This is a genomic window from Streptomyces swartbergensis (genome assembly GCF_002148965.1).
GTDB classification, from domain to species: domain Bacteria; phylum Actinomycetota; class Actinomycetes; order Streptomycetales; family Streptomycetaceae; genus Streptomyces; species Streptomyces swartbergensis.
In genome coordinates this window covers 16,130-28,243 of the sequence record NZ_NGFN01000069.1, presented here as the reverse complement: position 1 = coordinate 28,243, position 12,114 = coordinate 16,130, and the positions used below count along the sequence as shown (strand labels likewise).

Genomic DNA, 12,114 nt, shown 5'->3' with positions numbered 1-12,114 from the left:
ACTCAGGGGCGGCCGTCATCGGGGGGAAGGTCCTTCTGTCGGACGGACGGCTGCGGGAAACAGCCTCGCGCCATCCTCCAGTACCTGCAACCCGTGTGCAGTAAAGCCCGCGACAGGTCTTGTCCATGGAACCGAAAACTCCGCGGGACCGAAAACTCCCCGGGATCGACCACTCCGCGGGACCGGCCACTCCGCGGAGCCGGACGCCCGCGGCGGGGTGTCACACCGCGGCGTTCGGTCCGTCCGGCCGGCTGCGGCGCTGCTCGACCATCTCGCGGCTGAGCGCCTCCGTCTCCGGCTCGGGCAGCCGCTCGAAGCCGTCCTCGGTGATGACGGACACGATGGGGTAGATGCGGCGGGTGAGGTCCGGGCCGCCGGTCGCGGAGTCGTCGTCAGCCGCGTCGTACAGCGCCTGGAGCGCGGCCAGGGCGGCCTCGCGGCGGGACATGCCGGGGCGGAACAGCTTCTTCAGCGCGCCCCGGGCGTACGGCGAGCCGGAGCCCTCGGCGTGGAAGCCGAACTTCTCGTAGCGGCCGCCGGCGACGTCGAAGCCGAAGATGCGGCCCTGCCGGCCCTCGGGAGCCGCGGGGTCGTAGCCGGCGAGCAGCGGGACGACGGCGAGGCCCTGCATGGCCTGGCCCAGGTTGCCGCGGATCATCGTGGCCAGCCGGGTCGCCTTCGCGGCGAGGGTCATGGGGATGCCCTCGAGCTTCTCGAAGTGCGTCAGCTCGACCTGATAGAGCTTCACCAGGTCGAGCGCGAGGCCGACGGAACCGGCGAAGGCCACGGCGGTGTGGTCGTCGGCGGGGTGCACCTTCTCCAGGTCGCGCTGGGCGATCAGGTTGCCCATCGTCGCCCGCCGGTCTCCCGCGATCAGCACGCCGTCGCCGTAGGTGAGGGCCAGCACGGTCGTGCCGTGCGGGACGCCCTCGGCGCGGACGCCGTCCGGCAGGATTCGGCGGGTACTCAGCAGTTCGGGGCGGTGGGCCGCCAGGAACTCGGTGAAGGAGGAGGAGCCCGGTATGAAGAACTCCTCCCCCAGCCCGCCCTCGTGGTCGCTCCCCGCCATGGCGTTCCCCCCTCGTCCGTGACCGTCAACCGACTCCTACCTGAACGGGGCGGTCGGGAAACGCGAGTTGGGGCTGGAGTGCCGTGCGGCGTCAGGGGCCGGACCGCTGTGGTGGCGGTGCGACGCGGACGTCCAGGTCCGAGATCCGATGGACGGGCCAGGCGCGGGCGTAGCGGGGCGGGGTGCCGCCGGCGGGTGCGAGGTGGGCGACCGGGAGCCGCTGCGCGGTGCGCAGGATGGCCGCCGGGGTGGTGTTCTCGTTGTGGCCGGCGGTCGCGCCCGAGGAGCAGCCGGCGTAGTAGCCGATCGGGAGGGCCTCGTGGCCGGTGAGCAGGCAGGGCGGGCGGACACCGAGGCGGTGGAGCGCGCCGGCGGTGCGGTCCCAGTCGCGGCGGCTCTCGGTGTTGCGGGCCACGGTGCGTTCCAGGACGGCGATCTGCACCGCCAGATGCCCGGCCAGGCCGAACGCGACCAGGGTGACGGCGACCGGGCGCCACTTCCCTCCCGGGGTCCTGACCAGGTGCCACAGGGCGTCGGCGACCGGGAGGGCGAGCAGCGCGTAGGCCGGCTGGAGGAAGCGGGGTGCCGCGTAACCGATCATGAACAGGTACGGCAGTGCGGCCGTGGCGGCGCAGGCCAGGGGGATCAGGGTGCGTCCCAGGCGCCGGGCCCGGGCCGCGATCACGAGACCGAGGCCGGCCAGCACCGGCAGGACGAACCACCAGACGGTGACCAGGGGGTGGGGCATCGAGCCGGTGCACGGCCGGCACAGGGCCCGTCCGCCCAGGCTGCGCAGCTGGTCGTCGACGGCGATCTGCCAGCCCAGTCCGCCCTGGATGCGGGAGGCGTCCGACAGCCGCTGCCCGAGGCCACCGTGGCCGACATAGGCCTCGATCACCCACGGGACGGCGCCGGCCGCGAGCCCTGCCACGAGCACGAGGAGGAGCCGCCAGTGGCGGCGGACCAGGGTGAGGACGAGCAGCGGCACGGTCACCCAGACCGCGTCGGTGGGACGCATCCACGCCATGAGGGCGGCGCCCGCCGCGATGCCCCACAGCGCCGCTCGGGCGGAACGGTCCGCCCGGGCCCGCAGGAAGCAGCCCACGCTGATCAGGGCGCCGATCGCGACCCAGTAGTTGGGCATGGCCTGCGGACCGTAGAAGAGGGTCACCCACAGGGAGGCGAAGAGGGCACCGCCGCCGACCAGGACCCGGGTGGGGAACAGGCCCCGCCAGGCACGCAGGGCCAGGAAGAGGGCTAGGCCGGACAGCAGGGCGAGGTAGACGCGCAGCAGCGGGATCGACGACGACCAGGACGCGACGGGCGCCACGAGCAGGGAGACGCCCCGGGAGCGCGGTGCGCTGAAGAAGGCCGCCGGGGTGTGGGAGGTGACCTGGCTGACGTAGACGATCTCGTCCCAGCCGAGGCCGAGGACGGGCCGGACGAGGACGAGCTGCGCGAGGACGAAGGCGGCGGCCACCGCGGCGAGTGGTCTGTCGACGCGTCTCCTGCGGGGGGTGCCCGACGCGGCCGCCTGTTCGCGTCTTCGCATACGAACAACAATGGCGTTCGCGCCGTCGGACATCGTCCACCCCTTACCCCTACGCGCGTAGGGCGGTTGCGGCCTCCACGGCCCGCGGGCCGATGACGGAGGTCCGATAATCGGAGAACACGGCCAAGCTAACCCGCGGGGTGGGGACGTGCGGACCGGAATTCGGCCAAGTGCCTGACGCGATCCGGAGGTCAGCGGGCGTTCGGGGCGCGGTGCGGTGGCCGGCTCGGGGCCGGACGCCGGGGCAGCGGGGGAACGGGACGGGTCACGGGGGCCTCCTCACGCACCGTCACCTCGCTGCCGTGGTGGCGAATCGTCAGGGGCGGGCCCGAGCGCAGGGTGTACGTGGCCTGCCCGGCGGTCAGCTCCACCCGCAGGCACCGGCCGAGGAACCCCACCGAGAAGGCCAGCCGGCTGTACCTCTCGGGCAGGCGCGGCGCGAACAGCAGGCCGCCGTCGACGCACCGCATTCCGCCGAACCCGGCGACCAGCGCCATCCAGGTTCCGGCCAGTGAGGCGATGTGCAGTCCGTCGCGGGTGTTGTGCTCCAGGTCCCCGAGGTCCATCAGGGCGGCCTCGGTCGTGTAGGCGCAGGCCAGGTCCAGATGGCCGGTCCGGGCGGCCATGACGGCCTGGACGCAGGCCGACAGGGAGGAGTCCCGAACGGTCAGCGGCTCGTAGTAGGCGAAGTTGCGGGCGATCTGCTCCTCGTCGAAGTACTCCTCGAAGAAGCTGCCGCAGGTGTACATCGCCAGCACCAGGTCCGCCTGTTTGACGACCTGCTTGCGGTACAGGTCGAAGTACGGGAAGTGGAGCATCAGCGGGTACTGGTCCGGGCCGGTGCGGTCGAAGTCCCAGCGCTGGTAGCGGGTGAAGCCGGCGTTCTGTTCGTGCACGCCGAGCTCCTCGTTGTAGGGGACGTGCACGGCCTCGGCGGCGTCCCGCCAGGCGGCCGTCTCCTCCTCGTCGGCGCCGAGCCGGGCGGCCTCGTCGGGGTGGCGTTTGCAGGCGTCGGCGGCGGCCAGCAGGTTCGCCCGGGCCATGAGGTTGGTGTACGTGTTGTCGTCGGCGATCGCGCTGTACTCGTCCGGTCCGGTGACGCCGTCGATGTGGAAGACGCCCCGGTCGTCGTGGTGGCCGAGGGAGCGCCACAGGCGGGCGGTCTCCACCAGCAGCTCCACGCCCACCTCGCGCTCGAAGGCCTCGTCGCCGGTGGCCGCCACGTACCGCACCACGGCGTCCGCGATGTCGGCGCCCACGTGGAAGGCGGCCGTGCCGGCCGGCCAGTACGCGGAGCCTTCCGAGCCCTCGATGGTGCGCCAGGGGAACGCGGCGCCGCGCAGGCCGAGCTGGGCCGCGCGCTCCCGGGCGGCGGGCAGGGTGTCGCGGCGCCAGCGCAGGGCCTCGGCGGCGGCTTTCGGCGCGGTGTAGGTCAGCACCGGCAGCACGAACGCCTCGGTGTCCCAGAAGGCGTGGCCGTCGTAGCCGGAGCCGGTGAGGCCCTTGGCGGGGATGGCGCGCTGTTCGGCGCGGGCACCGGCCTGGAGGACGTGGAAGAGGGCGAAGCGGACGGCCTGCTGGATCTCCTCGTCGCCGTCGATCTCGACGTCGGCGCGCGCCCAGAAGTCGTCGAGGTAGGCCCGCTGGTCCTTCAGGAGCCCCCACCAGCCGCTGTGCGCGGCCGCCGCCAGCGCCGCCTCGACCTGGTCGCTCATCGCGGGCCGGGAGCGGGCGCCGGACCAGCCGTGCGCGACGAGCTTCTCCACGCGCAGCCGCTCCCCCGGCTCCAGGACGGAGGTGATGGTCAGCCGGGCCACGTCCACGTTGCTCTCGCTGCTGGTCGTGGTCCGTTCCGGGCCGGTGACGAGGTGGTCGGCGGCCACGGCGACCCGCAGGCCGCTGCGCCGGGTGCGGTGGACCAGGCGCAGCCGGCTGCCCGAGGCGAGGTCCTCCTCCGGTTCCAGCGGCGACTTCAGTGCCCGTGCGGCGCGCGGGTCGCCGTCCGGCCCGGGCAGGCTCTCGTTGGCGACCAGTTCCGACTGGACGACCACGCGGGTACGGCTGTCGACGGGCTCCACCTCGTACGCCACGGCGGCGATCGCCCGCTGGGTCAGGGACACCAGCCGCGTGGAGCGCACCCGGACCGTCGAGCCGGCCGGGGAGGTCCACTCGCAGACCCGTTCCAGCACGCCGCGCCGCAGGTCCAGGGTCCGCTCATGGGTGATGAGGCGCCCGTAGCGCAGGTCGAAGGGCTCGTCGTCGACCAGCAGGCGCAGGACCTTGCCGTTGGTGACGTTGATGGACGTCTGGCCGGACTCGGGATAGCCGTAGCCGGCCTCGGCGTACGGCAGCGGGTGCAGTTCGTGGACGCCGTTGAGGTAGGAGCCGGGCAGGCCGTGCGGTTCGCCCTCGTCGAGGTTGCCGCGCCAGCCGACGTGGCCGTTGGACAGGGCGAAGACGGACTCGCTCTGTGCCAGGACGTCGAGGTTGAGTTCCGTCTCGCGCACCGTCCAGGGTTCGACGCTGAACGCCCGCTGCGTGATCACTCCGTGTCCCCCAGTTCGGCGAGGTCCTTCACCACGACGTCGGCGCCGTGCGTGTACAGCGCGTCGGTCTGTCCCACGCGGTCGACGCCGACGACGTACCCGAAGCGGCCCGCGCGGCCCGCGTCCATGCCGGCCAGGGCGTCCTCGAAGACGGCGGCTTCGGCCGGTGCGACGCCGAGGTCCTCGGCGGCGGCGAGGAAGGTGTCGGGGTGCGGTTTGCCGGGCAGTTTGCGCTCGGCGGCGACCACGCCGTCGATCCGCACGTCGAAGAAGTGCTCGGCGCTGATCGAGCGCAGCACGTCCCGGCAGTTGGCGCTGGAGGAGACGATCGCGGTGCTCAAGCCGTGGGCGCGGACCGCCTCCAGATAGCGCAGGGTGCCGTCGTAGGCCTCGACGCCGTCGGTGCGGATCTTCTCCAGCACCAGCTCGTTCTTGCGGTTGCCGAGCCCGTGCACGGTCTGCGCGCCGGGTGGGTCGTCGGGGTCGCCGTCGGGCAGGTCGATGCCGCGGGACGCGAGGAAGGTGCGCACGCCGTCGGCGCGTGGCCGGCCGTCGACGTACTCGTCGTAGTCGGACGCGTCGAACGGCCGGAAGTCCGCGCCGTCGCGTTCGCGCAGGAAGGCGTCGAACATCTCCTTCCAGGCGGCCGCGTGCACGACGGCCGTCTTGGTGACGACGCCGTCGAGGTCGAAGAGGCAGGCGTGGATGTCTTCGGGGAGTCCGAGCTGCGTCATACAGGACCGGTTTCCCGCCCAGTGGTGTTCCAGTGAGTGGCGCACGCCACACGCAGGGGGCGCAAGGGGCGCGGGCCTCTCGGCGTCCGAGCCCGGACGCGGGTGAAAGACTCTCTTCCGTGCCGCTCACCTTCGACGACCTCGTCCACCGCGCCCGCGCCCTGCCCCGGGGAGGCCGACGCGCGATCCTCGGCATCACCGGCAGCCCCGGCGCGGGCAAGTCGACGCTCGCGGAGCACCTGGTACGGGACCTGAACGGACCGGGCGACCCCTGGGTCGCGCATGTCCCCATGGACGGCTTCCACCTGGCCGACGCCGAGCTGGAGCGCCTCGGCCTGCGCGACCGCAAGGGCGCGCCCGACACCTTCGACGCGGCCGGCTACGCGGCCCTGCTGGCGCGTCTGCACGAGGAGACACACGCCGACGACGTCGTCTACGCCCCCGGCTTCGAACGGGTCCTGGAGCAGCCGCTCGCGGGCGCGATCCCGGTCCCGCCGACGGCCCGGCTGGTCATCACCGAGGGCAACTACCTCCTGCTGAACACCGGAGCCTGGGCCCGTGTCCGCCCCCTCCTCGACGAGGTGTGGTTCTGTGAACTCCCCGAGCCGGAGCGGATCCGCCGACTGGTCGCCCGGCACGAGCAGTTCGGCAAGACGCGCGAGGAGGCCCATACCTGGGTGTCCCGCTCGGACCAGCCCAACGCCGAACTGGTCGCGACGACCCGGGGGCGGGCCGACCTGGTCGTGCCGGAGTCGGCCCTGCCGCGCACGCGGGCGTGAACTGTTCGCACGACCAGGCGTGGTCGCGCGCCTGAGGTGCCGCATGGGCTTGGACATCACGGTGCTGGCAGTCGACTGGGACGCGGAGTCCGAGCGGGGCTGGGTGTGGCCCGCCGCGTCGGGCGTGCCGTGGTGGGTCCGGTACGAGTTCCACGGCACCATTGGCTCTTTCAAGCCGCATTTCTGGGCGGGGCAGGCCTGGGAGGACGTGCGGGAGCATGCCGGGCCTGAACAGCGCGCGCACCTGGACGCGTTCCTGCAGGGCCTGTTCTGGGACGCCGGCACCGGCACCGAGGACGACACGGGCTCCGGCCTGTTCGCGCTGGTCTGCCACTGGGCACGGGCCGAGCCCCTGTTGGAGAGTCTGCGCGAGCCGTACGGCGTGCGTGCCGCGTGCCCCGGGAGGTGGATCGCGGACTTCGACGAGTTCTCGGTGCTGTTGCGGGAGTGGGGCGTGGTGGTGACGCAGGCCGGCCGGCGCGGGTGGGGGCTGATCGGTCTGCCGTTGTGCCGCGGACTCACGCGGTTCACCTGTGCCCACAATCCGTTTCCCGGCAGCGCCCGCGTTGAGGCATGATCGGTCGCATGATCAGGTCCGCCACCGTGAACGACGTCCCCGAGATCCGGGCCATGATCCGCGAACTCGCCGAATACGAACGGGCCGCCGAACAGGCCCGGGCCACCGAGGAGCAGCTGCGTGAGGCCCTGTTCGGTGAGCACCCGGCCGCCTGCGCGCTGATCGCCGAGGACGACGGCACGGGTGAGGCCGTGGGCTACGCCCTGTGGTTCCCGCGCTTCTCGACCTGGACGGGCACGCGCGGCATGCACCTGGAAGACCTCTACGTACGGCCGCGGGCGCGCGGCGCGGGGCACGGAAAGGCCCTCCTCGCCTCCCTTGCCGCGACCTGTCGGCGTAACGGCTACGACCGCTTCGAGTGGTGGGTCCTGGCCTGGAACACACCGACGATCGACTTCTACAAGTCGCTCGGAGTGGAACTCCTGGAGGAGTGGAAGGTGTGCCGGCTCAGTGGTGAGCCCCTCAGGGAACTCGCCGCTCAGGCACCGGACGTCGTGAACCCCGCCTCTGGCGCGTAGGAGAGACACTCGTGCCGGCCCCTGTGACCGAGGTGATCGACGCCCACCGTGTGCTGGCTCGCCTCGTCGAGCCGCTCGACGACGAGCAGGTCCGTGCGGCGTCGGCCCTTCCCGGCTGGTCGCGCGGGCACGTCCTGGCCCATCTCGCCGACAACGCCCGGATGTTCGCCCGCCTCGCGGAACACGCCCTGCGCGGAGAGCTCGTGCCCGCTTACGACGGTGGCGTGGCCGAGCGCAACGCGATCATCGAGGCCGGCGCGGGCCGCACAGCCGCCGGTCACCGTGCCGAACTTGCCGCCCGAACCGCCGAGTTGGAGGCGGTCTGGGCGCGTCTCGGCGACGCCGACTGGAGCCGTCCGGTGACGTTCCGCAACGCGGACATCAACGCGACGGTCTATGCCCGCCGGCGTGAGGCCTGGATTCACATGGCCGATCTGGACCTGGGCGTCCGGCCGGAGGACTGGCCCGCGGAACTGGCCTGTCACGCCATCGACTTCCTGCTGTGCCGACTGCCGGCGGGCACGGGCGTGCGCGCCGAGGACCTGCCGCGGGAATGGTCCGTCGGTGACCGGACCGGCACGATGGTCACCGGGCGGGTGCGCGACCTGGCCGCCTGGATGGCCGGCCGGACACCCGCGACGCCGCCGGTGGCGGCCAAGGGGCTGCCCGCGCTCGGGCCGTGGCCGCCGCATCCGCCGCAGCGCCGTAGGTGAACCGCTCTCAGGCGTCCGTTCCGCAGGACAACGTCAGCTCCGGTTCGGCGTTCGCGTCGCCTGCCGCTTCGCCGATCAGCGCCGTGAACGCCTCGGTGCGGACCCTGAGGGCCGCGCCCTCGCGCTCGAACGCCGGTGTGAACTCGTCGTCGCCCGGGCCGTAGCGGACCGCGAAGACGTGCAGGTCCCCGGGTGCGCCGGGGGCCGGTTCGGCCTCCAGGGCGGACGAGGCGACCAGGTGGCGCCAGCCCTCGTCGGGGTTGCCGTAGCCGCGCGGGTCGAGAGCCAGGGCGAACGCCGCCTGTTCCTGGGTCAGTTCGGAGCGGGCGTCGAAGTGGTGGACGTCCTCGGTGTGCGGGTGCGTCAGGCGCAGCGTGCCGGCCGCTGCCGCCCTGGCCCGCGCCGTGCGGCGCACCCGGTCGCCGTCGTTCTCCGCGTAGGGCAGTCCGGCCAACAGGTACGGCGTCCCGCCGAGGCGTTCCACGGCCACCGTCGTCCACAGACGCGTGCCGTCGGTGACGTACAGGGAGCGCACATGGCGCAGGACGTGGTCGCGGCCGACCACCGGCTTGGTGACCAGTTTGGCCTTCAAGGGGCCGGACACCACGTCCTTCACACGGACCTCCCCCATCGGGCGGCACAGCAGGAAGCCGTCGGCCACCGGCCCGAAGCCGTGCTGGCGATTCACCGCGGCCGGGAGGTAGTACGTGCCGGCCGCCTCGACCAGCGACGGGGTCATGCGGTCGTCGAAGGCCACCGACACCGTGCCCGCGCGGAGCTGGTGGCGGGCCGGAGCCTGCGACGGGGTGCGGTGCCAGCGCGTGGTGTCCTGGATCTGCCAGACCAGCATCCACGCGAAGTGGCCGTCGACGCCGCCGTCCGCCTTACGGGCGTGCCGGGCCCAGCGGCTGTCGCCCCGGTAGCGCCCGAGGTCGGAGCCGATGCGGGCGCTGAAGTAGCGCAGGCCCAGCACCGACTCGAAGGCGGAGTGCTGCTCGCTGTAGCGCGGACCGCCGTTGTCGAAGCCGCCGTTCGTCAGGCGGGCGTCGATGTAACGGGCGAGCGCGTCGCCGTCCTCGGCGAAGATCTCCTCGCCGCTGACCCGGTGGGCCTGGGCGAGGAAGGACAGGGAGATCGGGCCGTAGTTGTTGTCGTAGGCGCCGCCGTGCTCGGGCGGTAGGAGCGCGCCGCGGTCGCGGACCCGGTGGGCGCGGATCTCGTCCTCGTACAGCCGCATGGCCCGCCGCCGCACCGACGCGCCGTCCGGGGGCGGCAGGTGCCGGGCCAGCATCAGACCGCCGACCACGCAGCCGATCGCCTGGTTGCCGGCCTCCTGCGGGTTGAAGAACGTCACCTCCGTCAGCCGGCGCCAGTAGCCGCGGGCCACCTCGACGAGCCGGGCGCGCTGTGCGTCGTCGACCAGGCCGTCCGCCGCGTCCAGCACGTTCACCGCCTGGAGCAGGGCCCAGACCGTGCTCGGCCAGTCGCCGATGGGGTGCGCGCCGGCCGCCAGGGTGTAGCGGGCGTACGGCAGTCCGGAGTCGCGGATGCGCAGGTTCGGGTAGCCGGGGTTGTCCTCGGTGTAGACGCGCTCGCTGAGGTGGAAGGCGAGGCTGCGGCGCACCGCCTCCGGCAGGCGGGGGTCCTTGGTGCGCTGCCAGGCCAGGGCGAGCAGGGAGGTGACGCCGAGGGAGGTGTCCCCGATGTCGTCGACGCAGTCGGGGTGTTCGAGGTTGCCCTCCGGCGTCATGCGGGCCAGGGCCTGCTCGGTGACGTCGGCGAGGACGGCGTCGTACGCCTCCGGCGTGTCGGGGAGGTCGTGCAACGGGCCGCGCTGGTGAGGGAGGTGCACGGGTGGATCAGCCCTTCATGCCTGAGGTGGCCATGATATGGATCGTCGGGGTCACACGACGGATGCGGGCCGGCGGGCGCGCAGTGCGACGGTCAGGGTGTGCGGGCCGAGTCCCCCGATGTAGACGCGGTTCCCGGTCGTGGCATCGGTGCCGCCCACCACGGTGTAGTCCTGCCCCGGGTCGTAGCGCAGTACGTCGCTCCGGTCCGGCCCGGCCAGCGGTTCGCCTGCCTCCACACCGGCCTCGATCCGGATCTCGTCGTCACCGGCCCGGTAGGTCATCGGCCCGGTCGTCAGGCACCAGCGACCGTCGCCGATCGGTACGGCGCCCTCCGGCACGCCACCCGGCCGGAAGGTCAGTTCGAGGGCCCAGGGCACCCGTGGTCCGCTGATGTCGATCCGCAGGTCGGCGCCGTCCTCCCTCAGGTCCACCTCGACGCGGGTCGTGTGGGAAACCTCGTCCCCAGGCCGGTCCGGGAAGGCCATCGCGGCCGAGAAGCGTCCCTCGTCCGCCATCCGATAGGCGCCGTCGTCCCGTCGCCGGCCCGGCGGGAGCGGCTGGTAGTAGGCGGCCGAGAGGGTTTCGGTGAGCCGGTAGTGGCTGTCGGCGAGCCCTTGCATGTCGGCGGCGCGGAACGGGCCCAGGTCGAAGAATCCCCGTGAGAGGCGGACCGCGTCGAGGACCGCGTCGCCGGCGAACAGGCGCAGGAAAGTGGGATTGCAGGCGAGGCCCGAGCGGATGCGCCGGTGCTCGGGCACGTCGGAGCCGCCGTACACCACCGTGTGCGCGGTGGCCGAGGCGCGTGCGGCGAGGCCCGCGGTGGTGATGTACCGGTCGCGCGGAAGTGTCTGCGCGGCCGGTGCCGGCAGGACGCGGCACAGGTCCGGGGTGAGGAGGGTCTCGGCGAGCAGGCCGGGGTCGTCGATGCCGCCGGCGGCCGCCTGCCGCGCCGCCCGGCTGAAGTCGCCCCGGCCGGTGCGGATCGCGAGCAGCCGGTAGTGCGGCAGGTAGGGCGCGAGCGGGAACGGGTGGTTCTGGTCCTGCCGTCGCGAGTGGACGGTCTCCACCGTGCCGTCCGGCCTGATGAGGTCCAGGGTGGTGGCGAGATTGCGTTCGACGGCGTCCCGCAGGTCGGCGCGGCCGAGCACGTCGGCCAGCAGCAGCAGCGACGGGTTGGACACGTGGGCCGCGTAGTTGGCGCTGCGTTCCGAGTACAGGCCCTCCGCGTCGATGTCGACGCCCTCGGAGAGCCACTCCTCGATGCGGTCGAACAGCCGGTCATCGGGGAACGACCGGTGCAGGCGGGCCAGCGCCGCGCACAACTCCCAGCGGTGGTTCGGGGTGTGCACCCCACCGGTCAGGAGACTGCCACAGGCGGCACCGGCGATCTCGGCGAGCGCGGCCGTGACGTCACGCAGTTCCGGCCCCGCGCCTGCGGCGAGGACGTGCGCGTCGCACACGTCGTTGACGGTGAACGCGGAGTCCGGCGGTGACTGCACGTTGTCGCCGCCGGCGAAGAGTCCGGTGGTGGTCTGCGCGGCCCGGAGGGCGCGGAGGTGGATCGTCGAGGCGGCGACGGCCTGCCCGCTGCCGTGCAGTGCCGAGTCCGGGGAGCGGTACGCCGCGACCAGAGTCTTCACCCGGCGCGCCAGAGCGCGGTGGGTCACACCGGCGGGTTCTTCGCCGGGGCTGGCCGCCAGCGGGGCGGCCAGCCGGTCGGCGGCGCCGGCCACCGCGTGGAGGAACTCGTGGTCGAGCTGGGTGGGCACGGTC

General features: G+C 73.0%; 10 protein-coding genes. 4 read left to right on the top strand and 6 right to left on the bottom strand.

Going from position 1 to position 12,114, the window contains the following annotated elements:
* Window positions 1–220: 220 nt before the first annotated feature.
* From prcB to CA983_RS13940, 4 genes are all read right to left on the bottom strand, one after another.
* Window positions 221–1,069, bottom strand: a complete 849-nt coding sequence (prcB, locus tag CA983_RS13955) for a proteasome subunit beta (protein ID WP_086601209.1) — start codon at window positions 1,067–1,069, stop codon at window positions 221–223.
* Between the two features lie 91 nt (window positions 1,070–1,160).
* A complete protein-coding gene (locus tag CA983_RS13950) occupies window positions 1,161–2,654 on the bottom strand; it encodes a hypothetical protein (RefSeq protein ID WP_086601208.1) in 1,494 nt (497 codons plus the stop codon).
* Between the two features lie 158 nt (window positions 2,655–2,812).
* On the bottom strand, window positions 2,813–5,167 hold the full coding sequence (locus tag CA983_RS13945) for a glycoside hydrolase family 65 protein (RefSeq protein WP_086601207.1): 2,355 nt from the start codon (window positions 5,165–5,167) through the stop codon (window positions 2,813–2,815).
* The gene (locus CA983_RS13940) at window positions 5,164–5,901 is read right to left on the bottom strand and encodes an HAD family hydrolase (RefSeq protein WP_086601206.1); all 738 of its coding nucleotides are present in this window, start codon (window positions 5,899–5,901) and stop codon (window positions 5,164–5,166) included. Before CA983_RS13940 ends, CA983_RS13945 begins: the two co-directional genes overlap by 4 nt.
* A 119-nt stretch (window positions 5,902–6,020) precedes the next feature.
* Here CA983_RS13940 and CA983_RS13935 point away from each other — a divergent pair, with 119 nt between their 5' ends.
* The 4 genes from CA983_RS13935 to CA983_RS13920 are packed head-to-tail and all read left to right on the top strand — an operon-like array spanning window position 6,021 to window position 8,488.
* Entirely contained in the window at window positions 6,021–6,680 is a 660-nt protein-coding gene (locus tag CA983_RS13935) for a nucleoside/nucleotide kinase family protein (protein ID WP_086601205.1), read from the top strand.
* Between the two features lie 43 nt (window positions 6,681–6,723).
* Window positions 6,724–7,257: a hypothetical protein gene (locus tag CA983_RS13930; protein ID WP_208636957.1), complete on the top strand. Its 534-nt coding sequence runs from the start codon at window positions 6,724–6,726 to the stop codon at window positions 7,255–7,257.
* 8 nt (window positions 7,258–7,265) lie between these two features.
* Entirely contained in the window at window positions 7,266–7,775 is a 510-nt protein-coding gene (locus CA983_RS13925; protein WP_086601204.1) for a GNAT family N-acetyltransferase, read from the top strand.
* An 11-nt stretch (window positions 7,776–7,786) separates the two neighbouring features.
* Window positions 7,787–8,488, top strand: a complete 702-nt coding sequence (locus tag CA983_RS13920; protein WP_086601203.1) for a maleylpyruvate isomerase family mycothiol-dependent enzyme — start codon at window positions 7,787–7,789, stop codon at window positions 8,486–8,488.
* A gap of 7 nt (window positions 8,489–8,495) precedes the next feature.
* Here the strand turns inward: CA983_RS13920 and CA983_RS13915 are convergent, their stop codons facing one another.
* Both CA983_RS13915 and CA983_RS13910 read right to left on the bottom strand, forming a co-directional pair.
* Complete coding sequence (locus tag CA983_RS13915) at window positions 8,496–10,340, bottom strand: hypothetical protein (RefSeq protein WP_086601202.1); 1,845 nt, start codon at window positions 10,338–10,340, stop codon at window positions 8,496–8,498.
* 51 nt (window positions 10,341–10,391) lie between these two features.
* Window positions 10,392–12,110, bottom strand: coding sequence for a hypothetical protein (locus CA983_RS13910; RefSeq protein WP_086601201.1), 1,719 nt, complete (start codon window positions 12,108–12,110; stop codon window positions 10,392–10,394).
* Between the last annotated feature and the right edge of the window lie 4 nt (window positions 12,111–12,114).

Bases quoted from the DNA above. Each gene is read 5' to 3' on its own strand.
- prcB (WP_086601209.1), bottom strand. From the start codon at position 1,069: ATGGCGGGGAGCGACCACGAGGGCGGGCTGGGGGAGGAGTTCTTCATA.
- CA983_RS13950 (WP_086601208.1), bottom strand. From the start codon at position 2,654: ATGTCCGACGGCGCGAACGCCATTGTTGTTCGTATGCGAAGACGCGAA.
- CA983_RS13940 (WP_086601206.1), bottom strand. From the start codon at position 5,901: ATGACGCAGCTCGGACTCCCCGAAGACATCCACGCCTGCCTCTTCGAC.
- CA983_RS13930 (WP_208636957.1), top strand. From the start codon at position 6,724: ATGGGCTTGGACATCACGGTGCTGGCAGTCGACTGGGACGCGGAGTCC.
- CA983_RS13925 (WP_086601204.1), top strand. From the start codon at position 7,266: ATGATCAGGTCCGCCACCGTGAACGACGTCCCCGAGATCCGGGCCATG.